This is a genomic window from Endozoicomonas sp. 4G, from assembly GCF_023822025.1.
In the GTDB taxonomy this organism is placed as follows: domain Bacteria; phylum Pseudomonadota; class Gammaproteobacteria; order Pseudomonadales; family Endozoicomonadaceae; genus Endozoicomonas_A.
This window is the reverse complement of the sequence record NZ_CP082909.1, coordinates 3181833-3206185: the sequence shown is the minus strand read 5'-3', so window position 1 is coordinate 3206185 and position 24353 is coordinate 3181833. Positions and strand designations below refer to the sequence as shown.

23 protein-coding genes are annotated in these 24353 nt (G+C 47.9%); 17 read left to right on the top strand and 6 right to left on the bottom strand.

Translation table 11 applies throughout. The features are described from left to right. Positions 1 to 45: 45 nt before the first annotated feature. From K7B67_RS12305 to nqrF, 6 genes are read left to right on the top strand one after another with little or no spacing between them, the layout of a single operon-like run. On the top strand, positions 46 to 1377 hold the full coding sequence (locus K7B67_RS12305; RefSeq protein ID WP_252176174.1) for a Na(+)-translocating NADH-quinone reductase subunit A: 1332 nt from the start codon (positions 46 to 48) through the stop codon (positions 1375 to 1377). A gap of 6 nt (positions 1378 to 1383) precedes the next feature. Further along, positions 1384 to 2583 carry an NADH:ubiquinone reductase (Na(+)-transporting) subunit B gene (locus K7B67_RS12300; RefSeq protein ID WP_252176173.1) on the top strand — a complete coding sequence of 400 codons (1200 nt, stop codon included), beginning with the start codon at positions 1384 to 1386 and terminating at the stop codon, positions 2581 to 2583. After that, the gene (locus K7B67_RS12295; RefSeq protein WP_252176172.1) at positions 2583 to 3371 is read left to right on the top strand and encodes a Na(+)-translocating NADH-quinone reductase subunit C; all 789 of its coding nucleotides are present in this window, start codon (positions 2583 to 2585) and stop codon (positions 3369 to 3371) included. Before K7B67_RS12300 ends, K7B67_RS12295 begins: the two co-directional genes overlap by 1 nt. Next, positions 3371 to 4036 (top strand): NADH:ubiquinone reductase (Na(+)-transporting) subunit D, encoded by a 666-nt coding sequence (locus tag K7B67_RS12290; RefSeq protein ID WP_252176171.1) that lies wholly within the window; start codon positions 3371 to 3373, stop codon positions 4034 to 4036. The genes K7B67_RS12295 and K7B67_RS12290 overlap by 1 nt, the downstream gene beginning before the upstream one ends. 3 nt (positions 4037 to 4039) lie before the next feature. Then, positions 4040 to 4636, top strand: a complete 597-nt coding sequence (gene nqrE, locus K7B67_RS12285) for an NADH:ubiquinone reductase (Na(+)-transporting) subunit E (protein WP_252176170.1) — start codon at positions 4040 to 4042, stop codon at positions 4634 to 4636. 15 nt (positions 4637 to 4651) lie between these two features. Continuing rightward, entirely contained in the window at positions 4652 to 5878 is a 1227-nt protein-coding gene (gene nqrF / locus K7B67_RS12280) for an NADH:ubiquinone reductase (Na(+)-transporting) subunit F (protein WP_252176169.1), read from the top strand. A 157-nt stretch (positions 5879 to 6035) separates the two neighbouring features. Here the strand turns inward: nqrF and K7B67_RS12275 are convergent, their stop codons facing one another. After that, positions 6036 to 6560 (bottom strand): hypothetical protein, encoded by a 525-nt coding sequence (locus K7B67_RS12275; RefSeq protein WP_252176168.1) that lies wholly within the window; start codon positions 6558 to 6560, stop codon positions 6036 to 6038. Between the two features lie 237 nt (positions 6561 to 6797). Between K7B67_RS12275 and K7B67_RS12270 the strand changes: the two genes are divergently transcribed. The 6 genes from K7B67_RS12270 (at position 6798) to K7B67_RS23955 (ending at position 14804) form a co-directional block, all read left to right on the top strand. Next, positions 6798 to 8018, top strand: a complete 1221-nt coding sequence (locus K7B67_RS12270) for a hypothetical protein (RefSeq protein ID WP_252176167.1) — start codon at positions 6798 to 6800, stop codon at positions 8016 to 8018. 149 nt (positions 8019 to 8167) lie between these two features. Further along, complete coding sequence (locus K7B67_RS12265; RefSeq protein ID WP_252176166.1) at positions 8168 to 9406, top strand: hypothetical protein; 1239 nt, start codon at positions 8168 to 8170, stop codon at positions 9404 to 9406. Positions 9407 to 9525: 119 nt separating this feature from the next. Next, positions 9526 to 10770 (top strand): hypothetical protein, encoded by a 1245-nt coding sequence (locus K7B67_RS12260; protein WP_252176165.1) that lies wholly within the window; start codon positions 9526 to 9528, stop codon positions 10768 to 10770. A 149-nt stretch (positions 10771 to 10919) separates the two neighbouring features. Beyond that, positions 10920 to 12077 (top strand): hypothetical protein, encoded by a 1158-nt coding sequence (locus K7B67_RS12255; protein WP_252176164.1) that lies wholly within the window; start codon positions 10920 to 10922, stop codon positions 12075 to 12077. Positions 12078 to 12195: 118 nt separating this feature from the next. Next, entirely contained in the window at positions 12196 to 13422 is a 1227-nt protein-coding gene (locus tag K7B67_RS12250; protein ID WP_252176163.1) for a hypothetical protein, read from the top strand. Positions 13423 to 13571: 149 nt separating this feature from the next. Continuing rightward, positions 13572 to 14804 carry a hypothetical protein gene (locus K7B67_RS23955; protein WP_276576699.1) on the top strand — a complete coding sequence of 411 codons (1233 nt, stop codon included), beginning with the start codon at positions 13572 to 13574 and terminating at the stop codon, positions 14802 to 14804. 79 nt (positions 14805 to 14883) lie between these two features. Here K7B67_RS23955 and K7B67_RS12235 read toward each other — a convergent pair whose 3' ends face one another. Next, complete coding sequence (locus K7B67_RS12235) at positions 14884 to 15546, bottom strand: hypothetical protein (protein ID WP_252176161.1); 663 nt, start codon at positions 15544 to 15546, stop codon at positions 14884 to 14886. A 287-nt stretch (positions 15547 to 15833) separates the two neighbouring features. On the opposite strand from K7B67_RS12235, the gene K7B67_RS12230 reads away from it, so the two are divergent. Next, positions 15834 to 16016, top strand: a complete 183-nt coding sequence (locus K7B67_RS12230; protein WP_252176160.1) for a hypothetical protein — start codon at positions 15834 to 15836, stop codon at positions 16014 to 16016. Between the two features lie 115 nt (positions 16017 to 16131). On the opposite strand, the gene K7B67_RS12225 is transcribed toward K7B67_RS12230, so the two are convergent. Continuing rightward, positions 16132 to 16854 carry an SDR family oxidoreductase gene (locus K7B67_RS12225; RefSeq protein WP_252176159.1) on the bottom strand — a complete coding sequence of 241 codons (723 nt, stop codon included), beginning with the start codon at positions 16852 to 16854 and terminating at the stop codon, positions 16132 to 16134. A 139-nt stretch (positions 16855 to 16993) separates the two neighbouring features. Between K7B67_RS12225 and K7B67_RS12220 the strand changes: the two genes are divergently transcribed. Continuing rightward, positions 16994 to 18193: a hypothetical protein gene (locus tag K7B67_RS12220; protein WP_252176158.1), complete on the top strand. Its 1200-nt coding sequence runs from the start codon at positions 16994 to 16996 to the stop codon at positions 18191 to 18193. A gap of 171 nt (positions 18194 to 18364) precedes the next feature. Here K7B67_RS12220 and K7B67_RS12215 read toward each other — a convergent pair whose 3' ends face one another. After that, complete coding sequence (locus K7B67_RS12215; RefSeq protein WP_252176157.1) at positions 18365 to 18877, bottom strand: RING finger domain-containing protein; 513 nt, start codon at positions 18875 to 18877, stop codon at positions 18365 to 18367. A gap of 326 nt (positions 18878 to 19203) precedes the next feature. On the opposite strand from K7B67_RS12215, the gene K7B67_RS12210 reads away from it, so the two are divergent. Then, positions 19204 to 20433 carry a hypothetical protein gene (locus K7B67_RS12210; protein WP_252176156.1) on the top strand — a complete coding sequence of 410 codons (1230 nt, stop codon included), beginning with the start codon at positions 19204 to 19206 and terminating at the stop codon, positions 20431 to 20433. A 182-nt stretch (positions 20434 to 20615) separates the two neighbouring features. Here the strand turns inward: K7B67_RS12210 and K7B67_RS12205 are convergent, their stop codons facing one another. Both K7B67_RS12205 and K7B67_RS12200 read right to left on the bottom strand, forming a co-directional pair. Next, entirely contained in the window at positions 20616 to 20975 is a 360-nt protein-coding gene (locus K7B67_RS12205; protein ID WP_252176155.1) for a hypothetical protein, read from the bottom strand. A gap of 2 nt (positions 20976 to 20977) precedes the next feature. Continuing rightward, positions 20978 to 21487, bottom strand: a complete 510-nt coding sequence (locus K7B67_RS12200; RefSeq protein WP_252176154.1) for a hypothetical protein — start codon at positions 21485 to 21487, stop codon at positions 20978 to 20980. 557 nt (positions 21488 to 22044) lie between these two features. Here K7B67_RS12200 and K7B67_RS12195 point away from each other — a divergent pair. Together K7B67_RS12195 and K7B67_RS12190 are read left to right on the top strand one after the other, a co-directional pair. Next, positions 22045 to 22743: a peptidase E gene (locus tag K7B67_RS12195; protein ID WP_252176153.1), complete on the top strand. Its 699-nt coding sequence runs from the start codon at positions 22045 to 22047 to the stop codon at positions 22741 to 22743. Between the two features lie 213 nt (positions 22744 to 22956). After that, complete coding sequence (locus K7B67_RS12190; protein ID WP_252176152.1) at positions 22957 to 24258, top strand: anaerobic C4-dicarboxylate transporter; 1302 nt, start codon at positions 22957 to 22959, stop codon at positions 24256 to 24258. The last annotated feature ends 95 nt before the right edge of the window (positions 24259 to 24353 follow it).

Sequence of the window (24353 nt, the reverse complement as noted above, 5' to 3'; positions counted from 1 at the left end):
GCGGGTTTATTCCGGACCTGAAAATTGATTGATTAGGCGAAAGGTATGATCAAAATCAAACAGGGACTGGATCTTCCGATTACAGGGGCACCTGATCAAAGCATATCGGACGGCAGGGCAGTTCGCTCTGTCGCCGTGGTTGGCTCTGATTATGTAGGTATGAAACCTACCATGGCGGTCGCTGTCGGGGATCGAGTTAAGAAAGGGCAAGAGCTCTTTACCGACAAGAAAACACCGGGGGTGCGCTACACGGCGCCTGCTGCCGGTGTTGTTGCTGCGATTAATCGTGGTGAAAAGCGGGTGCTTCAGTCTGTAGTCATTGATGTTGACGGTGACGATGAAGTGACCTTCACTGAGCACAAGCCTGAAGCACTGTCTACCCTGACTGCTGATCAGGTAGAAGCGCAACTGAATGAATCTGGCTTGTGGGTTGCCCTGCGCACCCGCCCCTTCAGCAAAGTGCCGGCACTGGGTTCCCGCCCGGCTTCCATCTTTGTTACAGCCATTGATACCAATCCTCTGTCAGCGAACCCTGAAGTTGTCATCAGTGAACATGCTGAAGTGTTTGAGCAGGGCATCAGCGTCCTGGGCAAGCTCAGCGGTGGCAAAATCTTCCTGTGTAAAGCCCCTGGCGCCCGTATTCCTGCCGGTATCGCAACGGCCGAAGAGTTTGACGGACCTCATCCGGCCGGACAGCCTAGTACTCATATTCATTTTCTGGATCCGGTGAGTGCTGAAAAGACGGTTTGGCAGATCAATTACCAGGACGTCATTGCAGTGGGCAAACTGTTCACTACTGGTAAACTCTTTACTGACCGTGTTGTTGCTCTGGCAGGCCCTCAGGTTGAGAAGCCTCGTCTGGTGCGTACTCGTCTGGGTGCCAGCACTGATGAGCTGGCAGCAGGTGAACTGAAAGCAGGTGATAACCGTATTATCTCTGGTTCTGTGTTTGGTGGCCGTACTGCTAAAGGCTCCTTCGCATTCCTGGGGCGTTATCACACACAGGTTTCCGTTCTGGAAGAAGGCAATGAGCGTTTGTTCATGGGCTGGGTAAACCCGACGGTGAAACGTCACTCGGTGCTGAACGTGCTGACTTCCGGTCTGAGTAAAAGGTTGCTCAACTTCACCACCACCACCAACGGTGGTGAGCGTGCCATGGTGCCAGTGGGGCAATACGAGGAAGTCATGCCTCTGGATATCCTGGCCACGCAATTGCTGCGTGCGATTATCGTGGGTGATACGGAAATGGCTCAGAAACTGGGTGCTCTGGAACTGGAAGAAGACGACCTGGCACTGTGCACTTACGTCTGTGCCGGCAAGTACGAATACGGTCCCATCCTGCGCGACAACCTCACCCGTATCGAGCTGGAGGGCTAACAGGTTATGGCATTTAGAAAACTCCTCGACACGCTCGAGCCCCACTTTGTCAAAGGTGGCAAGCACGAGAAGTGGTTCGCACTGTATGAAGCAGTGGATACTCTGCTCTATACCCCCCCTAACAAAACCCATAATACTGCTCACGTTCGCGATGCGATCGACCTGAAGCGGATGATGGGTCTGGTTTGGCTCTGTACTTTCCCGGCCATGTTTTTTGGTATGTGGAACGTCGGCTTTCAGGCTAACACGGCCATTGCCGGTGGTCTGGCAGCTCCTGCTGACTGGCACGGGGCCCTGATCAGCCTGTTGGCGGGTCACGATCCGGCCAGCCTGTGGGATAACTTTGTTTATGGCGCTGTTTACTTCCTGCCTATTTATGCCGTGACTTTCTTTGTCGGTGGTTTCTGGGAAGTACTGTTTGCTGTCGTTCGTGGTCACGAAGTCAACGAAGGTTTCTTTGTTACTTCTGTCCTGTTCGCCCTGATCGTTCCCCCCAGCATTCCGCTCTGGCAGGTAGCCCTGGGTATTTCCTTCGGTGTTGTTATCGGTAAGGAAGTCTTCGGTGGTACTGGCAAGAACTTCCTGAACCCGGCTTTGACAGGTCGTGCGTTCCTGTTCTTTGCTTACCCTGCACAGATTTCCGGTGACCTGGTGTGGACCGCTGTTGATGGCTTCTCCGGTGCCACGGCCCTGAGCCTGGCACAACAGGGTGGTGTTGATCAGGTGGTGACCAATGGCATTACCTGGTTCGACGCTTTCCTGGGAACTATCCAGGGTTCTGTCGGTGAGACCTCGACACTGGCGATCTTTATCGGCGGCGCTGTGCTGCTGATCACCCGTATCGCTTCCTGGAGAATTGTTGCCGGTACTATGCTGGGTATGATTGCAACAGCAACCTTGTTTAACCTGATTGGTTCTGAGACCAACATGATGTTCAGTACACCTTGGTACTGGCACATGGTGATGGGTGGCTTTGCTTTTGGTCTGATCTTTATGACAACGGATCCTGTCTCCGCTTCCATGACCAATATCGGTCGCTGGTATTACGGTATGCTGATCGGGGTGATGGTCATCCTGATTCGTACCGTCAACCCGGCTTATCCAGAGGGTATGATGTTGGCTATTCTGTTCGCCAACCTGTTTGCGCCGCTGATTGACTACTTTGTGGTAGAAGCCAACATCAAGCGTAGGGAGGCTCGTGCCTGATGGGTAACGATAGTATCAAGAAAACGTTATTTGTAACGATTCTGCTCTCGCTGGTGTGCTCTGTGCTGGTGTCTTCTGCGGCCGTTTTCCTGAAACCCCAGCAGGAAGTCAACGCCCAGCTGGACGTTCAGCGTAACATCCTGAGCATCTCCGGTCTGGCGAAAGACGCCAAGTCACTCAGCAATGCTGAAGTGGCTGAGCTGTATAAGCAGGTTCAGCCTCGTCTGGTGGATCTCAAAACAGGTAAGTTTGTCGAGAAGACCCCACAGGGTCAGACCACTGCTGACTACGACCAGCGTACCGCAGCCAAGCTTCCTGATGAGTCCCACGCGCTGAGCGCGGCTGAGGATATCGCCAGTATCAAGCGTCAGGCTGATATCGCCGAGGTTTATGTCATTGAGAAAAATGGCAAGCTGGAGACCGTGATTCTGCCGGTACACGGCTATGGTCTATGGTCAACCATGTACGGCTTCCTGGCCCTGGACAGCGACCTGAACACCGTCAAGGGTTTTGGTTTCTACGACCAGAAGGAAACTCCCGGACTCGGTGGTGAAGTCGACAACCCAGCCTGGAAAGCACAGTGGCCTGGTAAGAAAATCTACGATAGCAAAGGTGTAGTAGAAGCAGGCCTGGTGAAGGGGGGGGCTGATCCTAAGTCTCTTTACAAAGTAGATGGCTTGTCTGGTGCCACATTGACCAGTAATGGTGTGACCAACCTGATTCATTTCTGGATGGGCAACGAAGGCTTCAAGCCGTTCCTTACTAATTTGAAAGCGGGGGATGCATAATGTCTGAGAAGACTAAAGATATCCTGCTGGAACCGGTCGTTAACAATAACCCCATCACCCTGCAGATCCTCGGTATCTGTTCGGCGCTGGCGGTGACCACCAGCATGCAGGTCAGCCTGGTTATGGCCATGGCGGTAATCGGCGTAACCGCCTGTTCCAACCTGGCGGTATCTCTGATTCGTAACCACATACCCAACAGCATTCGTATCATCTGTCAGATGACCGTTATTGCTTCTTTGGTTATTGTGGTGGACCAGATTCTGAAAGCTTACGCTTATGACATCTCCAAGCAGTTGTCGGTGTTCGTCGGTCTGATCATCACCAACTGTATCGTTATGGGTCGTGCCGAAGCTTTTGCTATGAAAAACGGTCCAAAACTGTCCTTCCTGGATGGTATTGGTAACGGTCTGGGTTACGGTGCGGTACTGCTGATTGTGGCCTTCTTCCGTGAACTGTTCGGTGCCGGCAACCTGTTCGGTGTTGAAATCCTCAAGACCGTCAACAACGGTGGCTGGTATCAGCCTAACGGCCTGATGCTGCTGGCTCCCAGTGCGTTCTTCCTGATCGGTTTGCTGATCTGGGTGATTCGCAGTCGCAAGCCGGACCAGGTTGAAGACAACGAGTTCAAAATGGCTCCCAACACCCAGTTCAGCGAGGCCCACTAAGCCATGGAACATTTCATCTCACTTTTTGTGAAAGCAGTGTTCGTGGAAAACATGGCATTGGCTTTCTTCCTGGGCATGTGTACCTTCCTGGCGGTGTCCAAGCAGGTTAAAACAGCCCTGGGTCTGGGTGTTGCCGTAGTGGCCGTACTGACCATTACTGTGCCCATTAATAACTTGATCTATCAGAACATTCTGAAAGGCAGTGCGCTGGCAGAAGGTATTGATCTGAGCTTCCTGGGCCTGATCACCTACATCGGTGTCATCGCTGCCCTGGTTCAGATTCTGGAAATGTTCCTGGACAAGTTTGTACCGTCTCTCTACAACGCACTGGGTGTATTCCTGCCACTGATTACTGTGAACTGCGCCATCATGGGTGCTTCCCTGTTCATGGTAGAGCGTGACTACAACCTGGGCGAGTCGGCGGTATACGGATTAGGTGCGGGCGTTGGCTGGGCTCTGGCAATTGCCGCCCTGGCCGGTATCCGTGAAAAGCTGAAGTACAGTGACGTACCTCCGGGCCTGCGTGGCCTGGGCATCACCTTCATTACTGTCGGTCTGATGTCACTGGGCTTCCTGTCATTCTCTGGCGTACAGCTGTAAGGAGGTCGTGTAAATATGGATTCTACAATCGTATTGGGCGTAGTCATGTTTACCGTTATCGTGCTGACGCTCGTAGCGGTTATTTTGGCAGCCCGCTCGCGACTGGTCAGCACCGGTGATGTCACTATCAACATCAACGAAGATCCTGAGAAAGCCGTTACCACGGTCGCTGGTGGCAAGCTTTTGACCACCCTGTCCGGTGCCGGCGTTTTCCTGCCATCGGCCTGCGGTGGTGGCGGTACCTGTGCGCAGTGCAAGTGTAAAGTGCTCGACGGTGGCGGTGAGATGCTGCCTACCGAACGTTCTCACTTCACCAAACGTGAAGAGAAGGAAGGCTGGCGCCTGTCCTGCCAGGTGAACGTTAAGCAGGACATGGAAATCGAAGTTGAAGAAGAACTCTTCGGCGTTAAGAAGTGGGAATGTGAAGTGGTTTCCAACGACAACGTTGCCACTTTCATTAAAGAGCTGGTTCTGAAACTGCCGGAAGGTGAAAACGTTAACTTCCGCGCCGGTGGTTACGTGCAGCTGGAAGCGCCTGTTCACACCGTTGAGTACAAGAACTTCGACATTCAGGAAGAGTACCGTGGCGACTGGGACAAGTTTGACCAGTGGAAGTACGTTTCCAAGGTGGATGAAGAGACCATTCGTGCCTACTCCATGGCCAACTACCCTGAAGAGAAAGGTCTCCTGAAGTTCAACATTCGTATCGCTTCACCACCTCCGGGAACTGACTTTGCTCCGGGCAAGATGTCTTCTTACGTCTTCAACCTGAAGCCAGGTGACAAGATGACCGTTTACGGCCCCTTCGGTGAATTCTTCGCCAAAGAGACTGACAACGAAATGGTCTTTGTCGGCGGTGGTGCAGGTATGGCACCTATGCGTTCCCATATCTTCGACCAGCTCAAACGTCTGTCGTCTAGCCGCAAGATCTCGTTCTGGTACGGTGCCCGCTCCCTGCGTGAAGCCTTCTACGTAGAAGAGTTCGACAAGCTGGCAGAGGATAACCCTAACTTTACCTGGCATCTGGCGCTGTCTGATCCTCAGCCAGAGGATAACTGGGAAGGTTACACCGGCTTCATCCATCAGGTACTGTTCGATAACTATCTGAAAGAGCACGCTGCACCTGAAGACTGTGAGTTCTACATGTGTGGTCCTCCCATGATGAACGCCGCGGTGATCAAGATGCTTGAAGACCAGGGTGTTGAGCCTGAAAACATTCTGTTGGACGACTTTGGTGGTTAATCCAGCGGTCTGAAACAGCTGTTTACCCGAGGGTGCCCAGGTGCTCTCGGTACAAAAAAACCGGTGATACTCTCAGAGTTCACCGGTTTTTTGTTGGCTTTGTCACAAAAATTCTGTGAGTTCCTGCATCGCTGGACTTATTCGTTAGGTGGATTGGTTATTTTTCTAGATGCTTGACAATGATGTCTAGTGAGCCCTCGATTTTGTCAAAACGTTTGTCAATATTGTCAAAACGTTCGTCGTGTTCGTCAAAACGTTTGTCGATATTGTCAAAACGTTCGTCGATATTGTCAAAACGTTTGTCATGTTCGTCCAAACGTTTGTCGATGTTGTCAAAGCGTTTGTCATGTTCGTCAAAACGTTTGTCATGTTCGTCCAAACGTTTGTCGATGTTGTCAAAGCGTTTGTCATGTTCGTCAAAACGTTTGTCATGTTCGTCCAAACGTTTGTCGATATTGTCAAAGCGTTTGTCATGTTCGTCCAAACGATCGTCGATTTTGTTTAAATAATTGTCGTGTTCAGCTAAACGCCTGTCGATTTTGTCAAATCTGATGCGGTTTTCACGCTGGTTTTCCAGCATTATTCTATGTGTTTCTTGAGTGATCTCGACGAGACTGCGTACTGCACCATCCAGTGAGTCAAAATGGGATTCAAGTCTCTCGACCCTGGAATCTAATGACATACTGCGTACCATTATTGTTACACCATTACCTTTTGTTGATAGGAGCAATGAGCGTAGCAGACATTGAAAGATTGTACAGAAACGCCCAATACCTGGTTCAGCCGCCGCAGAAGGCGCAGTCTATTGAAAGTATTTGATAGCTGTCTTATATCGCACTGGGTAGTTAAGGATATTGTCATTCATAGCTCCGTTTAGGATCTATATTTCCTGCTCAGTCGTTGTATCCGGGAAATCACCATGACAAAGCTATTCAATCTGTGTCCGTTACTTTTGTGTTTGCTTTATACGACGGCCGAGGCCAGACCTCCGTCACAAAATGATTTTGATTTTCTTGAGCCATTTAATGACACCGCACTGGTGGAAAACGGGCTTGAGTTAACGGGAAGTATTGCTGGAGTCTCTTTGTCTATCCTGCTCAACCTGGGTGTATGGTGGGGTGTATGTAAAACAGCGGAAATAGTCTCCGGGCTTTCAAGCACACACGATCTGGCTGAATCGGATACAAATGAGGCGGCGAAATTGAAAACGGATTTCTGTTTGCAGCTGGCTCCCGTGATAACCACCGCTGAAATGGCGATGGCCGGGCATGTGTCTCGCTGGCCTCTGGAGCAGCGCTGGTGGAAACCCCTGTATGTTGCCGGTGTAGGAATGGCAGCCTATGCCACTTTTACGAAAACGAGGGAGCAGGTACCTGTCGCAGTCTTGATCTATCTTGCGTCCGAAGCGATATCAAGAACTGGAGCCAGTGCTATTTCAGCGTTTATGCTAAGAAAAATGAGTGTAAGAGATATTTCAGCTGAATGGTATACGGCTGCGGAATACACAGTATTGTCTGGAATTAATGGGGTTGTTGCAGGCGCTGTCTTCTATGAAACCATGACCCATAAAGGCTCAAGTCCAGCAAAAGCAACTCTTGCTTCTGTTGTCAGTGCCGCAATTACGGGCACCCTCTCGGGAATTATCTCAGTGTTAACCATTGACGTGGGTGGGCAGACACAGGCTGCGGTCGGAGCCATAGCCGGAGTCGGAGCCGTAGCCGTAACCGGAGCAGGAGCTGTATTCATAGCCAGAGCCAGGGCTATAGCCAGAGCTGGAGATGGCGCCATAGCTGGAACCATAGCCGGAGCCGGAACTGGAACCGGAACCATAATTTTATCCGGAGTCAGAGTCGGAGTCGGAGCCGGAGTCGGAGCCGGGGTCGGAGCCCTGGCTGGATCCTTCGCCTTAGGGGGAGTAGCAGTCTTACTGATGTTGGGCAGTTCGAAGATAGCCTCAAACAACCCGTTTATTAAAGCCGGTGTTACTCTGTTGCCTGCGTTGACTTTCGCCGTTATCAATAGTCTTTCAAACTATGCCGTGTATGGCTATCCACTGGAAGAAGGTTTTTCAGAGACCGTCTGGATTCAGTGGAAAAAGTTCTATGAGCCCCTGGATTATCTCTCAACTCTGTTTAACTGACAGATTCAACGGTCAGCAACTGAAGGCGCAGTTCATCGAAAGTATTTGATATCTGTCTTATATCGCACTGGGCAGTTAAGGATATTGTCATTCATAGCTCCGTTTAGGATCTATATTTCCTGTTCAGTCACTGTATCTGGGAAATCACTATGACAAAGGTGTTCAAACTCTGTCCGTTACTTTTGTGTTTGTTTTGTACGATGGCACAGGCCAGCCCTCCCTCACAAAGTGATTTTGATTTTCTTAAGCCTCTTAATAACACCGTATTGGTGGAAAACGGGCTTGTGCTGACGGAAAGGATTGCCGGAGTCTCTTTGTCTACCTTGCTCAATCTGGGTGTATGGTGGGCTGTATGTAAAACAGCGGGAACAGTTGCTGGGCTTTCAAGCGCATATGACCTGGCTGAATCGGATACAAAGGAGCTGGAGAAATTGAAAACGGATTTCTGTATGCAGCTGGCTCCCATGATAACGACCGCCGAAGTGGCGCTGGCCGGACATATCTCTCCCTGGCCCCTGGACCAGCGCTGGTGGAGACCCCTGTATTTTGCCGGTGCAGGAATGACAGTTTATGCGACTATGACAGAAGCGAGGGAACACCTACCTGCCACAGTCTTGACCTACCTTGCGTCCGAAGCGGTATCAAGAACTGGAGCCAGTGCAATTTCGGTGTTCAATCTAAGAAAAATGGGCTTAAGGGGCATGGCAACTGAATGGTATTTGGCTTCGGAATACACAGTATTTTCTGCGGTTAATGGAATTATCGTAGGCACTGTCGTCTATGAAGCCATGACTCATAAAGGACTCAGGCCAGCAAAAGCGGCTCTTGCTTCTGTTGTCAGTGCAGCAATTATGGGCACCTTCTCTGGAATTGCTTCGCTGTTCACAATTAATACGGACGGACAGGCAAAGGCAGAAGCCGGAATCGAAGCTGGATCCATAGCCCAAATCGGGGCTATAGCCGGAGCTGGAGCCGCAGTCGGAGCAGCAGGCGCAACTGTAAGTGGAGTCGAAACCGGAATTGCAACCATAGCCGAAGCCGCAGCCGTAGCTACAGCAATAGCCGCAGTCGCAGCCATAGTAGCCACAGACAGCCCCGGATCCTTAACAGCCGAATTGGGCACCTTAGCTGGAACCATCGCTGGAGCCTTTACTTCAGGTGTAGTCACAGCGTTGCTTATGTACGGCAATTCGAAGATAAACTCAAATAACCCGTTTATTAAAGCCATTGCCACTCTGGTGCCTGCGTTGACTTTCGCTGTTATCAATAGTTTTTCAAACTACGCGGTTTATGGCTGTCCACTGGAAGAAGGCTTATCAGAGACCGGCTGGACTCAGTGGAAAAAGTTTTATGCGCCCCTGGATTATCTCTCGACTCTGTTTAACTAACAGATTCAACGGTCAGCAACTGAAGGCGCAGTTCATCGAAAGTATTTGATATCTGTCTTATATCGCACTGGGCAGTTAAGGATATTGTCATTCATAGCTCCGTTTAGGATCTATATTTCTTGTTCAGTCACTTCACCTTGGAAATCACCATGACAAAGTCATTCAAACTCTGTTCGTTACTTTTGTGTTTGCTTTGTACGATGGCACAGGCCAGCCCTCCCTTACAAAGTGATTTTGATTTTCTTAAGCCTTTTAATAACACCGCACTGGTGGAAAACGGGTCCAAGTTAGGGGAAAGCATCGCCGGAGTCTCTTTGTCTACCCTGCTCAATCTGGGTATATGGTGGGCTGTATGTAAAACAGGGGGAGTAGTCGCTAAGCTTTCAAGCACATATGATCTGGCTGAATCGGATACAAAGGAGCTGGAGACATTGAAAACGGATTTCTGTATGCAGCTGGCTCCCGTGATAACGACCGCCGAAGTGGTGCTGGCCGGTCATGTGTCTCCCTGGCCCCTGGACCAGCGCTGGTGGCGACCCCTGTATTTTGCCGGTGCAGGAATGGCAGTTTATGCGACTATGACGAAAGAGAGGGGGCAGATACCTGTTGCAGTCCTGACCTACCTTGCGTCCGAAGCGGTAACAAGAACTGGAGCCAGCACTATTTCGACGCTCATTCTAAAAACAATGAGCGTGAGGCATATTACAACTAAATGGTATCAGGCTGCGGAATACGCAGTATTGTCTGGAATGAATGGGATTCTTGCAGGGGCTGTCTTTTATGAAGCCATGATCTATAAAGGCTCAAGTCCGGCGAAAGCGACCCTTGCTGCTGTTGTCAGCGCAGCGATTACGGGTACCTTCTCGGGAGTTATTTCAATGTTAATGATTGATGCGGGCGGACAGGCACTGGCTGCAGTTACAACCGTGGCAGGAGCCGGAGCAGGAGCCATAGCGGGAGTCTTAGTCCCAGCCGGAATCGAAGTTGTAGCCGTAGTTATGGCAGGAGTAGGAGCAGGTGTAGGAGCCTTAGCCGGAATCGGAGTTATACCCTCGGCTGTAGCCAGTACCGGAGTCGGAGCGGTAATCGGATTCGGAGCCGGAGTCGGAGTTGCAGCCGGGTCCTTTGCCTTAGGCACAATCACAGCCTTACATATGTTGAGGAGTTCGGAGACAACCACAATCAATCCGTTTGTTAAAGCCGGTATTACACTGGTGCCTGCGTTAACCCTCGCTTATATCAATAGTCTTGCAAACTACGCCGTTTATGGCTATCCACTGGAAGAAGGCTTTTCAGAGATCGGCTTTACTCAGTGGAAAAAGTTTTATGCACCCCTGGATTATCTCTCGACTCTGTTTAAATGACAGATTCAACGGTCAACAACTGAAGGCGCAGTTCATCGAAAGTATTTGATATCTGTCTTATATTTCACTGGGCAGTTAAGGATATTGTCATTCATAGCTCCGTATAGGATCTATATTTCTTGTTCAGTCTCTTGATCGGGGAAATCACCATGACAAAGTCATTCAAACTCTGTCCATTACTTTTGTGTTTGCTTTGTACGATGGCACAGGCCAGCCATCTTTCACAAAATGATTTTGATTTTCTTGAGCCTTCTAATGACACCGTACTGGTGGAAAACGGGGTTAAGCTCACGGGAAGCATTGCTGGAGTCTCCTTGTCTACCCTGCTCAATCTGGGTATATGGTGGGGTGTATGTAAAACAGCGGGAATAGACTCCAGGCTTTCAAGTAATGATCTGGCGGAATCCTGTATGCAGCTGGCTCCCATGATAACTACTGCCGAAGTGGCGCTGGCCGGGCATGTGTCTCCCTGGCCTTTGAATCAGCACTGGTGGAAACCCCTGTATTTTGCCGGCGCGGGAATGGCAGCTTATGCGACTATGAGACCGGGGGAACGCGTACCTGCCGCAGTCTTGGTCTATCTTGCGTCTGAGGCGGTGGCAAGAACTGGAGGCAGCACTATCTCGACGCTCATTCTAAGAAAAATGAGCGTGAGGGATATTCCAACTAAACCGTATGAGGCTGCGGAATACGCATTATTATCCGGAATGAATGGGATTATTGCAGGGGCTGCCATACATGAAGTCATGATTCATAAAAGCTTAAGTCCAACAAAAGCAGGACCCGCTTCTGTTGTCAGCGCAGCAATTACGGGTACCCTCTCGGGAGTTTTAATGATTGATGTGGGCGCGAAGGCACAGGCCGCGGTTGTAACCGTAGCCGGGGTCGGGGCAGGAGCTATGGCAGGAGCCTTAATGATCGGCACAACCGGAATCGAAGCTGTAGTCGCAGGTATAGCAGTACTATGTGCAGGAGCCTCAGCAGGAGTCGGGGTTGCAACCATAGTCGCAGTCGAAAACGGAGCTGGAGTCGGACTCGGAGCCGGAGTCGGAGTTGTAGCCGGGTCCTTTGCCTTAGGCGGAGTCACAGCCTTGCTTATGTTGGAAAGTTCGAAAATAACTTCAAACAATTTGTTTATAAAAGCCGGTGTTACCCTGGTGCCTGCGTTAACGTTCGCTGTTATCAATAGTTTTTCAAACTACGTTGTTTATGGTTATCCACTGGAAGAGGGCCTTTCAGAAACCGGCCGGACTCAGTGGAAAAAGTTCTATGCGCCCCTGGATTATCTCTTTACCTTGTTTAAGTAATAGATTCAACGCTCAGCAACTGAACCGGCGGTGAACTCTGCCGGTTTACCAGAACTGGATTTGACCAGTCCGGTTGCTGGCCTATTTCCTGTCCAGTCACTGTATTTGGGAAATCACCATGACAAAGTCATTCAAACTCTGTCCATTACTTTTGTGTTTGCTTTGTACGATGGCACAGGCCAGCCATCCCTCACAAAATGATTTTGATTTTCTCGAGCCTTTTAATGACACCGCACTGGTGGAAAACGGGCTTGAGTTAACGGGAAGCATCGCTGGAGTCGCCTTGTCTACCCTGCTCAATCTGGGTATATGGTGGGCTGTATGTAAAGCAGCGGGAATAGTCTCCGGGCTTTCAAGCAAATATGATCTGGCTGAATCGGATACAAAGGAGCTGGGGAAGTTAAAAACGGATTTCTGTATGCAGCTGGCTTCCGTGGTGACTACCGCCGAAGTGGCGCTGGCGGGCCATGTCTCTCCCTGGCCTCTGAAGCAGTGCTGGTGGAAACCACTGCATTTTGCCGGTGCTGGAATGGCAGCTTATGCGACTATGACAGCAGCGAGGGCGCGCGTACCTGTTGCAGTCTTGGTCTATCTTGCGTCCGAAGCGGTAACAAGAACTGGGGCCAGCACCATTTCGACGCTCATTCTAAGAAACATGAGCGTGAGGGATATTCCAGCTAAATGGTATAAGGCTACGGAATACACATTATTGTCCGGAATGAATGGGATTATTGCAGGGGCTGTCATGCATGAAGTCATGATTCATAAAGGCTCAAGTGCAGCAAAAGTAGCACTCGCTTCTGTTGTCAGCGCAGCAATTACGAGCACCCTCTCGGGAATTTTTTCGATGTTAATGATTGATGTGGACGGACAGGTAATGGCCTGGGTTGTACCCGTAGCCGGAGTCGGAGCAGGAGCTATGGCAGGAGCCTTAGGCACAACCGGAATCGAAGCTGTAGTCGGAGTTATAGCAGGAGTATGTGCATGCGCAGGAGCTTTACCAGGAGTCGGAGCTACAACCATAATCGCAGTCGAAAACGGAGCTGAAGTCGGACTCGGAGCTGGAATCGAATTCGGAGCCGGAGTCGGAATTGCAGCCGGGTCCTTTGCCTTAGGCGGAGTCACAGCCTTGCTTATGTTGAGGAGTTCGAAGACAACCACAAACAATCCTTTTATTAAAGCCGGTATTACACTGGTGCCTGCGTTAACTTTCGCTGTTATCAATAGTCTTTCAAACTACGCTGTTTATGGTTATCCACTGGAAGAGGGCCTTTCAGAGACCAGCTGGACTCAGTGGAAAAAGTTTTATGCACCCCTGGATTATCTCTCGACTCTGTTTAAATGACAGATTCAACGGTCAGCAACTGAAGGCGCAGTTCATTGAAAGTATTTGATATCTGTCTTATATCGCACTGGGCAGTTAAGGATATTGTCATTCATAGCTCCGTTTAGGATCTATATTTCTTGTTCAGTCTCTTGATCGGGGAAATCACCATGACAAAGTCATTCAACCTATGTCCGTTACTTTTGTGTTTGCTTTGTACGACGGCACAGGCCAGCCATCCCTCACAAAATGATTTTGATTTTCTCGAGCCTTTTAATGACACCGCACTGGTGGAAAACGGGCTTGAGTTAACGAGAAGCATTGCTGGAGTCTCTCTGTCTAGCCTGCTCAACATGGGTATATGGTGGGGTGTGTGTAAAACTGCAGGAATACTCTCCGGGCTTTCAAGTAAACATGATCTGGCGGAATCGGACACAAAGGAGCTGGAGAAGTTGAAAACGGATTTTTGTTTGCAGCTGGCCCCGGTGATGACTGCCACCGAAGTAGCACTGGCCGGGCATGTGTCCCCCTGGCCTCTGGAACAGCGACGGTGGAAACCCCTGTATTTTGCCGGTGCAGGAATGGCCGCTTATAGCGCTATTACGAAAACGAGGGGACAGATACCTGTCGCAGTCTTGACCTACCTTGCGTCCAGTGCGGTATCAAGAACTGGAGCCGGTGCTATTTCGGCGATCACTCTAAGAAAAATGGGCGTAAGGGATATTTCAACCGAATGGTATGCGGTTTGGGAATACACAGTATTATCTGCGGCTGATGGAGTTATGATAGGAACTGTCGTTTATGAAGCCATGATCCAAAAAGGCCTCAGTCCAGCAAAGGCGACTCTTGCTTCTGTTGTTAGCGCAGCGATTGTGGGTACCCTGTCAGGAATTGAATCCGTGTTAACTGTTGATATGAGCGGACAAACACAGGCCGGAATCGTAGCCGGAGTCGGAGCCGTATGCGTAAGCATCACCGGAGCCGGAGCTATACTCGGATCTTTAAACGGAGTCGGAGCCCTAGCCGGAGCCATAGCTGGAAGCGGAGCCATAGCTATAGCTATGGCTGGAGCCGGAGCTGGAGTCATCGCCGGAGTCGGAGCCGGAATCAATGTTTCAGACGGAGCCAGCGTCGGAGTCGTAGCTGGAGCTGGGGCAGGAGCCTTAGTTCTGGGCGGAGTCGGAGCCTTGCTTATATTGCACAGTTCGAAGATAACCTCAAACAATTTGTTTATCAAAGCCGGTGTTACTCTGGTGCCTGCGTTAACTTTCGCTGTTATCAATAGTTTTTCAAACTACGCTGTTTATGGCTATCCACTGGAAGAAGGCTTTTCAGAGACCAGTTGGACTCAGTGGAAAAAGTTCTATGCGCCCCTGGATTATCTCTCGACGCTGTTTAAATGACAGATTCAACGGTCAGCAACTGAATCGGTGGTGAACTCTGCCAAATGGAGATCAGGTATTGTTCACCCTTGTTCCTTGGTCATACAAAATAGGTTACTTTGTCAAAGTTGTCGTTATTAATTAATTCGCATAATTCAGCAAGATGAGGCCCGTAGAGCAGACCTTTTTTCTTCTTACATTCAAAGTATTTTTGTATTGCATGAGTTTGGAGTTCACTTTCTTCAGATGAAAAATCTTCTGCAATTTTGACGCAATCATGTTCATCACAGGTGAATAAATGATAAAACTCTTTTCTGACTTCTGATAAGCTCTCATTTTCGAAGAATGCGCCACCCCATGTTCCAAGTAAGATATTAATTACTTGCTGGTAGAGAGGGATTTCCCAACTAATCATATGGCTTTTCGAGTCTAGAAAATCATCAATTTTTTTTTCAAAGTATACTATTGATATGTTTTCTCTAATTAACTCAGCTGCTTTGGTCGATTCACCTTTGTTAAGTCTTTCTAGACTTTTATACCAAGTTCTATATGCTGTTTTTGCTACTTGTGCCAGCTCTTTAACTTTTGCTGTTTGAGAAAGTTCTGGTGATTCATTTAATGCACTTTGTATAGAGTCAAAGAGTTCCGGCATTTTTTGAGTTGAAAATTTGTAATACAAGTTATTCAGTTGCTCGTTAGCATATAAAGCATTGCACAGTAAAATGACGCACATGCATAGTAGTTGAGTAAGCTTCTTGACCATTTTTACACCTCCTTAAAGTTAACGGCTTTTTAAGGATATGCATGATTTGGAACTTTTCAACCTGACTTTTAAATCAGTGGTTGGTTTGACCATCATCGCTAACCTGACTTAATCAGCTTACGAGCTTGCCGAATATGTCCGGTACCGTTTTATGCCCCGGAACTTTTTATTGTCTATCGGGTCAAGTATTTTAATGTCAAATAAAAAACTAACACGGAGGTTAGGATTATGACCCCTTCCTGTATTACCAAGGCAAACGGATAGACGGCCAGAGATATTACAGTGATTTGCGCAGGAAGATTGAGAAGGAAGTAGAGTCTTATTCCGATGAACTTCTCCCAGAACAGAAAAAGGAATACTTAGCCAGAAGTTTAAAGTTTATTGAACCGCTGAAGCCATCGGTTAAGCTGGGTGAATCACAATGGCCGACTTTCCTCCGGGAAGCCATTACCCGGCCCATCAAACCCTGACAGCCACTAAAAAATAAATATTAATCGTTTACCTGAAACGAAAACCGAACCACTCAATAACAGTAGCCGCAAAACTTGCGGCTACTGTTATCAGTGAGTGCTGATCTACAGGCTCCTATGCCATCTGCCGGGTAGCCGTCACTACCAGTTCACGGATACAGACATTCTGTGGCTGCTGGTAGACGAAGGTAATACAACGGGCAATATCTTCTGCCGTAATAACACCGCCCATGCCATCTTTCCACTGTTCATAACCCTCTTTGATGTCGCTGGACGTTGTATGGCTCAGCAGTTCAGTTTCTACCGCTCCCGGGGCGATGGTGACTACCCTTACACTGTCGTCAGACAATTCTTCTCTCAGTGTTTCAGATAACCCATGCACGGCAAACTTGGTACCACAATAGGCCATATGATTTGGAAAACCCTTGATACCCGCCACTGAGCTGATATTGATGATGGTTCCGCCTTTTCGAGCTTTCATCTGGCCAGCAACGGCATAAATGCCATTCAGAACCCCTTTGATATTCACATCGACCATGGCATCCCACTCGGCGGGATCCTGTTCGTCGGCACGTCCCAGCTGCATTAGCCCGGCATTGTTGACAAGACAGTCCGTATGTCCGTAGCGGGACTCGGCTTCTTCGATGGCTTGCTTCAAGGCATTACGATCCGTCACATCCACTCGCCGGCACAGCGCGTCAGGAAGATCCAGGGCCTCCAGGCGCTCAACCCTTCTGGCCAGTAGCAACAGAGGATGTCCAAGTTGACTCATGGCCCTGGCAACCGCTTCACCAATACCAGAGCTGGCTCCGGTAATAACAATCAATGGCTTTTTCATAGAAGAACTCCTGGGGGAGTAAATACTGGGAATTTCAGTTCACCAATATACAGACGGCTTTTGTTCCTGGGAACATTTTATTTCTTGGCATGTCTAACCTGCGTGTCCTGAATTATCCAGCTTAGGAGAGAGAAAAAAAATGGAAAAGACATGGAAACCATCCGGGATAAAAAAGTATCTGGTAGGCTCACTGTTCTGCTTTGTTTCAAGCGCTATTGCCAGTTCTGAACCAGGTATCTACGCTGTGCTTTCGGAATTGAACTCAAGGCCAGAACCTGTTAAGCATCAAAAAGACAGGCGCAGGGTTGGCGGGAAGAGCGCTGTCTACTCCATTGATCAGTACCCTGGTTATATTCTGAAAATCGACTGGGGGAATTCAGATCGAGTACACTCTGCCTGGTCATTTTTTAAGGCTTTTGGCTTGGAACACCTGTTTGTTCCAGAAATGCTCCCGGTGATCGTAGGTGGTGAGGCGATGTTGCTGACAGAGCGGGTCAATATACCAACAGATAAATTTGCACACTATATGGAGTACAGCCTGAATCGCGAAGGTTATCGTGATGCTATTAAAGATCTGACGGCGATGGCCTGCCTGAGGGAAATCCCTGACTTTACCGTTTATGGAGCGATAACAGGAGAGCGCATTCGTTACGATAATATTCCTCCCTTTCAAACAGTGGATAACAACGGCAATACTCAATACAAGGTCGGTATGATTGACCTTGATAATTACTCTGACACTGTACCCGACCGCCGCCCTGCATTAGAGATTGTTCGCGAAGTCGTAGAAGCTTTTCCCTGGGCTTTGGGCGATATTCTGGACACCGCTTCCTATCATCGAAGCTGCTTTTTGACAGATGATAATATCCGTTGGTTGCGTGATTTTGCTGATCAGCAGTCAATCAGAAGGTACACAATGTATGAAGGATATCATGATTATCTGTTAGCCAAAGGCATTAATCCGATGTCCGCTTCCGTGTCCCCGGATACACTCTATCAGGCACCCGGGGAGTTCAAACTGACAGTGAGGCACGACTATGATCCAGTGGTTATTAATCTGGCAGAGGTTGTTTACAATACAGCGAAAGACAAAATGCGGGTTAAGCAAAAACAGAATGTTAAAGGCTATGCTGCCCGTATCAGCTACGTGAATGGTTATGGCATTGATTACCTGAATGATATTAAACAGCAGTATATAGACGTATATATGCATTATAATGAGGGTGTTGAGCAGGGTAATGAATTATTGTTGAAATCAGTTGCTTTATTAGAAGAAAACAAACTGATTTACAGAGCATCTGTTGATCGGGATCGAATGGATATGCTTATTTATTTTTAAGTGTGAACTCTCGGCAACCGGCAAGTAGCCGTATTCAAAATTGCTTCAATTAAGTCGACAGCTCTAGTCTGCCGGAGCTGAAAAACAGCGGCAGGAAAAAAGTAGATAAGCTGGTTTGTTTGTCAAATATAAGGGTGTCCTTTTATTTTTTCAGGGTGTCCCTTTATTTTTTCAAAATTCCATAGGTTCCGGATTATCATACTCAAAATCTTCAATAGATAAGCCTTTTATTCTCCTACACAGATTATTTATTTCTCGCTCTTCTCGGATACGTTTTTCTCTAATGAAAGCTTCTCTTTGCCTTTCTAACTCTTCAGCAACAAGGAATTGATGAAATCCAAGCGTAGCCATATTCTTAAGTGCAAGCTGTAACTTCCTATTAACCAATTCAAAATTCAAAGATATGCTGTTTAACGTCAACCCTTGCACTGATAATTGTGAACACAAGTCATGTCTTACATTAATGAACATATCTCTATGGATATGTATATTCTTTTTGCATACAGGGCATATACTTTTTACATTAGCCCATCGATACAGGCAGTTTGTGTGATATCGATGAGTACAGCATAACTCTTGAACCTCATTGTTATCATTGGTTTCTTCCAGGCAAATTGCACAATTCTCACAGCTGGCTATTTTAGAAAACAATATTATGATAAAACCCAGTGTGAATAATTTCATGATCTCTCCTGCCGCAACTAAAAATCAGCGACAGAAAAAACTTAGACAAGCAGGTTTGTTTGTCAAATTTTCACCAAACGACATTTTTGATATGACCGGAGGTTTATTGGCATTACAGATAAGCTGTTTATGCCATTCTGGTTCAAAAATCAGGAAGAAATCATCAACATAACAGAATACACTGGCCGTAAACATGGGAGTCTCTGAATAGTTATCGATGGTCGTATAACTGGAAGATAGCTAAATGGCTAAGGTTTCCGTGTATGTTTTTACGTCGAACTTACGTTATGTTTGGACTCTGGAACGGAGTTGCTTGGCTGTGATTTATGAAGACCTCTGGCAGATTATTACCGCTACTTTTGCCCTTTGTTTTTATGTGCTCTGTCGTCCATTCAGGCGTACCAAAAAAAGAACAATTTGATTTTTTGAGCCACTACAATAATGCATCGCTGGTTGAAAGTGATCTGAAACTGGCTGGCAGTGCTTCCGGACTGGCAGTTTCCATTTTCTTAAATTATGGATTCTGGTACGCCATCTGCGAATCAACCGATTTGATATCTGTCCTTATGGGTCGGCTTGGCCTGTTCGCTGAGGAGTTTGATGGACGCTTCTGTAACTGTCATCAACTGGCAACCGCTATCACCCATACTGAGGTTGCTTTGGCCGGGCAAGTATCACCCTGGCCCGTTGAACAGGCCTGGTGGCAGCCTCTGCGATTTGCAAGCATGGGACGGAAAAGTTTTTTTTGCTATAAAGTATTCACCAAAGAAAATCATTCTTTTGTGCCTCTGGTCACTCTGTCTATTTTTTCTGGTGAGGTCGTGTCAAGAACTGTAGTCGGAGCTCTTGTCACCCAAGCTTTACGGTATCAAGATAAACTAACCATCCAACCTTTAGAGTATGCCTATGGTGAAAAGCTCTCATTGTCATTACTTACTGGCGTAGTAGTCGGGTCAATCATTAGTGATACAATGAAAGCCAGAGCTTCCACGCGTACAAAAAGAAAGTTTGCTTGTGCCGCATCGGCTTCATTGACAGGGATAATTTCAGCAATAATCTCTTTATCAGCACTTAAGCCGGGCGATAGTGATATTGTTGGAGTCGCAGTCGTAGCCGGAGCCGGGGCCGCATTCATAGGCTTCTCCGGGACCAAGGCCCAGGACGCAGTTATCATCATGGCTGGAGCTGTATCTGGAGTTTTACCCGGGGCTGGACGCGGAGTTGGAACTCTTGCCGGACTCCTGGCCGGAGTCGGGGTCGGCGTCGGAGTTAAAATCGGGGTCAGTATCCGAGTCATACTTTCTCTGCTGTCCCTCATCCCAGAACGCTCAGAACGGAACCTGCCGCCCGGCTCACAACTAGACTCAAGACGTTTATTGAGAAACCTCGGCATTATCCTCGTTCCCGCATTGGCTCTCGCTTTGATCAATGGCATTTCAAGCCATGCAGTTTATGGCATCCCACTTGAAGAAAGTCTCATGGAGACAGTCTGGAATCAATGGCAGAAAATTTATGTTCCTTTGGGTTGTCTGCACGCTTTGTTTAAACGACAGTGAGTAAAAGGGCAGAGGTGGTGACTATACTTTCAGACACCGTTTTCGAGGTGACTTCGGTTTACTGGTGTTTGGTTTGTCAAATATAAGGATGCCCTTTTATTCTCTTTCTTTTATTTCTCTTATTCTTCCACTGGAAAAATAGAAAAAACTTTCAAATTGCTGCCAGCTAACAGCTATTAGACTCACATTCCCAAGATACCCCGTATACCAGAAGCTTGGTGTCTGGCCATATTGAAAAGCTCTTTGAGGGCTGGTGAATATTCTTCTACTTGCCATACCACAATTTCTGGATCTTGAACAATGCAAATGCCTAAATTTTCAGTCCAATGATATTCATCAATATCTGTAAAATATTTTTGCCTGATTTCATAAATACCAATTCGGGTATTTCTATATTCGCCCTCTATATATAGAGGTACATAGTTCTCTGTGGCTTGCTTTAGTGAGTATGGTGGCGGTTTAACTGCCCACGTTAGATTATTGGCAATAGTTTCTCTAATTAGCTGTGTAATTAGTTGCTCTTTTTCGCTATTGAAATCCATAATTAATCCCACCTTGTATCTTTAGCTATTTGCTGAAGATATGTAACAACACCACTAAGCTCTGTAGAGACATTCCAAGAACTATCTTCATTCAAGCCCTTTTCTATAGCCTCTTTTGTTCCATTTATAAAAGATTGGATTTTTTCCTTTTGAGCATCAGGTATCTTGGGTAATACACTTTCAAGGAGGGCTGTAGCTTTTTGTACTTTTTCGTGGGCGGAACGACTCTCTTTATTATACTGCTTTAAATTGGATATTAAGTCACTTGAAATTCTATCCAGATCGTTGACTATCTCAGGAATTCTAGCTTTTCTCATGAAAGAATTTCTGATTTTTCTTGCTTCAACAAATAAAAAGCATGTGACAATAAATCCGATGATAGAAACAACTGAAGCAGTGTCAGTCAGCCAAATTGGTATATAACTATTCAATTCAATTTTGACTCCGTATGTTGATGGTTGTCGTGAATCCACTATAGAAAAGATTGAAACCAGTTCCCTGAGCTTGTCCACAATCCACTGCCGTCGGTGCTTGTAGTTTTGCCCATTAAATGGCCCTCTCCACACAAATATGCTCTGCGCACACATCGAGCTATATAGTGATAACAAGGGGTCGAAGCTGGGCCGATCAGGGAGCTTCGCGCATGAGTGACAATCTTTCCTGCCAGAACTAAAAATCAGCGACAGAAAAAAAATAGACAAGCTGGTTTGTTTGTCAAATATAAGGGTGCCTTTTTATTCTCTCAATCAAATAAGAGTTATTGAGCTTATCATGCCATCTCTTTTTATGACCAAAGTACACAGTACCCTGAGAGCAAAGCCCTGTAGCTATAAAACTGAACAGCCATATTATTACTGGCACGCTACCGCCCGATGCATTCCTCGAAACAACTGAAGAGCACCTATGCCTTGGCTTACGAGCCTACTGCCTGCCCCAGTGAATAGACTCTGTTGAGCAACATTGTGCCAGCATCCTTCGCCAAAAGGTAGGTGATAACGCTCCTTTGTCGTACACTAACAACCCACCAAACCCAAAAACAACACAAACTCACCAAAAAGAGAAAACAACAATGCCAAACCAACAAATCATAGCCATGGGCGGAGGCGGTTTTTCCATGGAATCCTCACCATTGCTTGACGACTACATTCTCAGTTGCGCAAGTAACAATCCCCGTATCTGTTTTATAGCCACCGCTGCTGGCGATAGCACTGAATACATCACCCGGTTTTACCGCAGGTTTACCCAGGCTGACTGTCAACCAACTCACCTGGAACTTTTTCGCAGAGACCAAACGGATCTTGAAGATTTTCTGCTGTCCCAGGACATCATTTACGTCAGTGGTGGCAACACCGCGAACATGCTGGCTATATGGGCGGTTCATGGTATTGACCGAATTCTTGAAAAAGCACTGGCGCAAGGTATTGTCCTCTGTGGCATCAGCGCCGGTTCCATCTGTTGGTTTGAAGAAGGGATGACGGATTCTTTTGGGCAGACTCTGGAACCCTATTCCTGCCTTGGATTTCTGGCAGGCAGCAACTGTCCACACTATGATGGAGAGGCTGAAAGAAAGCCAACTTATCATCGGCTGGTAAGCAAAGGCCTGATCTCTCCCGGAATAGCAGCTGATGACAGTGCCGCCTTACATTATATTGATGGTGAGCTATATCAGGCAGTATCTTCAAAAACAGGGGCGGCAGCCTACAGGCTTGAAGAGTGCAATGGCGAAGTGATTGAAGCTCGTATCCCCACTTTATATCTGGGCGATTGAGAATCAGTGCAGGGTGGATAAACGTCTCTAAAACTCAGGTCCAACAGACAATACAGGAAAGCCATTTCGGTAAACCGAAAAAATTTAACATGAAAACTAATTTATCATCTGGTGTTAACTGATTAATATATTAACGTTAAGTTTTTCTTATGCCGGGCAGTGATACTATCATTGCCTGTCGAAAGCAGTATTTCGAAAAAGGGTAAGTTCTCCATGCTTTGGGTTCAGTTAGCAGTTTTACTTGGGGCCATTTTTATAGGTGCCCGACTGGGTAGTATCGGCATAGGTTTTGCCGGTGGTATGGGCGTACTGGTACTAACGTTGGGCCTGGGACTTGAACCCGGTGCCATTCCCATCGATGTCATTATGATCATCATGTCGGTGATCGGTGCCGTGGCCGCCATGCAGGTGGCCGGGGGACTGGATTACCTGGTTGAGCTGGCAGAGAGGGTGCTTCGCAGTAAGCCAAAGTATATTACCTTTCTGGCACCCACCGTGACTTATGTTATGACACTGCTGGCGGGTACGGGTCATACTTCTTACTCTACGTTACCGGTAATTGCCGAAGTGGCAAAAGAGAACGGTGTTCGCCCTTCTCGCCCCCTGAGCATCGCGGTGATCGCTTCCCAGATTGCCATTACGGCATCCCCTGTTTCTGCGGCTGTTGTCGTATTTAGCGGTTTCCTTGAGCCTTACGGCATTGGTTATCTGCAATTGCTGGCGATCTGCATTCCTACTTCTTACGCAGCAGTTATGCTGACGGCGGTTCTCTGTAACTTTATGGGTGTGGACCTGGACAAGGATTCTGTTTATCAGGAAAGACTGAAGGCCGGTTTGATCAGCTTGCGTGGCAAGCAAGCCCGTCAGGAACGTAAGCAAGGTGCTGTTCTCTCTGTCGTTATTTTTGCCCTGAGTATTCTGGCGGTAGTACTGTACGCCACGGCTATCAGCGACAATGTGGGTTTGATTGAAAATCCTGTGCTGCCTCGTAACTCTGCCATCATGGTATTCATGATGCTGGCTGCCGGTATGATTACTATTTTCTGCAAGCTTGATGCCAGCAACATTCCCAATGCCCAGACCTTCAAGTCCGGTATGAGTGCCTGTGTCTGTGTGCTGGGTGTGGCATGGCTGGGGAATACCTTTGTGGGAGCGCACATTGATTCTATCAAGACCCTGGCGGGTGGTGTTCTGAACAGCTATCCCTGGTTGCTGGCAGTGACCCTGTTCTTCGCCTCCATGCTGCTTTACTCTCAGGCTGCTACCACGCGAGCCCTGATGCCCGCGGCTCTGGCCCTGGTTGATCCGGTGACGGCTATCGCTTCTTTCGCAGCGGTATCTGCTCTGTTTGTGCTGCCGACTTACCCAACATTGCTGGCCGCGGTAGAAATGGATGAAACCGGCTCAACTCGCATTGGCAAGCTGGTCTTCAACCATCCATTCTTCCTGCCGGGCACGCTCTGTATTGCCCTTTGTGTCGCTTTTGGTTTTGCTTTTGCGCCAATCATTGTTTGACTTTTGATGATTGCGGCCTGCTCGTTCGGGCGGGCCCTTGTCTATCTGTTATTGCGTCATTACTTCCAGTTATAATTCATGGTTTTTAGCCAGCT

Excerpts from the sequence above, each read along its gene's own strand:
- K7B67_RS12305 (WP_252176174.1), top strand. The coding sequence starts at position 46 with ATGATCAAAATCAAACAGGGACTGGATCTTCCGATTACAGGGGCACCT.
- K7B67_RS12300 (WP_252176173.1), top strand. The coding sequence starts at position 1,384 with ATGGCATTTAGAAAACTCCTCGACACGCTCGAGCCCCACTTTGTCAAA.
- K7B67_RS12295 (WP_252176172.1), top strand. The coding sequence starts at position 2,583 with ATGGGTAACGATAGTATCAAGAAAACGTTATTTGTAACGATTCTGCTC.
- K7B67_RS12290 (WP_252176171.1), top strand. The coding sequence starts at position 3,371 with ATGTCTGAGAAGACTAAAGATATCCTGCTGGAACCGGTCGTTAACAAT.
- nqrE (WP_252176170.1), top strand. The coding sequence starts at position 4,040 with ATGGAACATTTCATCTCACTTTTTGTGAAAGCAGTGTTCGTGGAAAAC.
- nqrF (WP_252176169.1), top strand. The coding sequence starts at position 4,652 with ATGGATTCTACAATCGTATTGGGCGTAGTCATGTTTACCGTTATCGTG.
- K7B67_RS12275 (WP_252176168.1), bottom strand. The coding sequence starts at position 6,560 with ATGTCATTAGATTCCAGGGTCGAGAGACTTGAATCCCATTTTGACTCA.
- K7B67_RS12270 (WP_252176167.1), top strand. The coding sequence starts at position 6,798 with ATGACAAAGCTATTCAATCTGTGTCCGTTACTTTTGTGTTTGCTTTAT.
- K7B67_RS12265 (WP_252176166.1), top strand. The coding sequence starts at position 8,168 with ATGACAAAGGTGTTCAAACTCTGTCCGTTACTTTTGTGTTTGTTTTGT.
- K7B67_RS12255 (WP_252176164.1), top strand. The coding sequence starts at position 10,920 with ATGACAAAGTCATTCAAACTCTGTCCATTACTTTTGTGTTTGCTTTGT.
- K7B67_RS12250 (WP_252176163.1), top strand. The coding sequence starts at position 12,196 with ATGACAAAGTCATTCAAACTCTGTCCATTACTTTTGTGTTTGCTTTGT.
- K7B67_RS23955 (WP_276576699.1), top strand. The coding sequence starts at position 13,572 with ATGACAAAGTCATTCAACCTATGTCCGTTACTTTTGTGTTTGCTTTGT.
- K7B67_RS12235 (WP_252176161.1), bottom strand. The coding sequence starts at position 15,546 with ATGGTCAAGAAGCTTACTCAACTACTATGCATGTGCGTCATTTTACTG.
- K7B67_RS12225 (WP_252176159.1), bottom strand. The coding sequence starts at position 16,854 with ATGAAAAAGCCATTGATTGTTATTACCGGAGCCAGCTCTGGTATTGGT.
- K7B67_RS12220 (WP_252176158.1), top strand. The coding sequence starts at position 16,994 with ATGGAAAAGACATGGAAACCATCCGGGATAAAAAAGTATCTGGTAGGC.
- K7B67_RS12215 (WP_252176157.1), bottom strand. The coding sequence starts at position 18,877 with ATGAAATTATTCACACTGGGTTTTATCATAATATTGTTTTCTAAAATA.
- K7B67_RS12210 (WP_252176156.1), top strand. The coding sequence starts at position 19,204 with ATGAAGACCTCTGGCAGATTATTACCGCTACTTTTGCCCTTTGTTTTT.
- K7B67_RS12205 (WP_252176155.1), bottom strand. The coding sequence starts at position 20,975 with ATGGATTTCAATAGCGAAAAAGAGCAACTAATTACACAGCTAATTAGA.
- K7B67_RS12195 (WP_252176153.1), top strand. The coding sequence starts at position 22,045 with ATGCCAAACCAACAAATCATAGCCATGGGCGGAGGCGGTTTTTCCATG.
- K7B67_RS12190 (WP_252176152.1), top strand. The coding sequence starts at position 22,957 with ATGCTTTGGGTTCAGTTAGCAGTTTTACTTGGGGCCATTTTTATAGGT.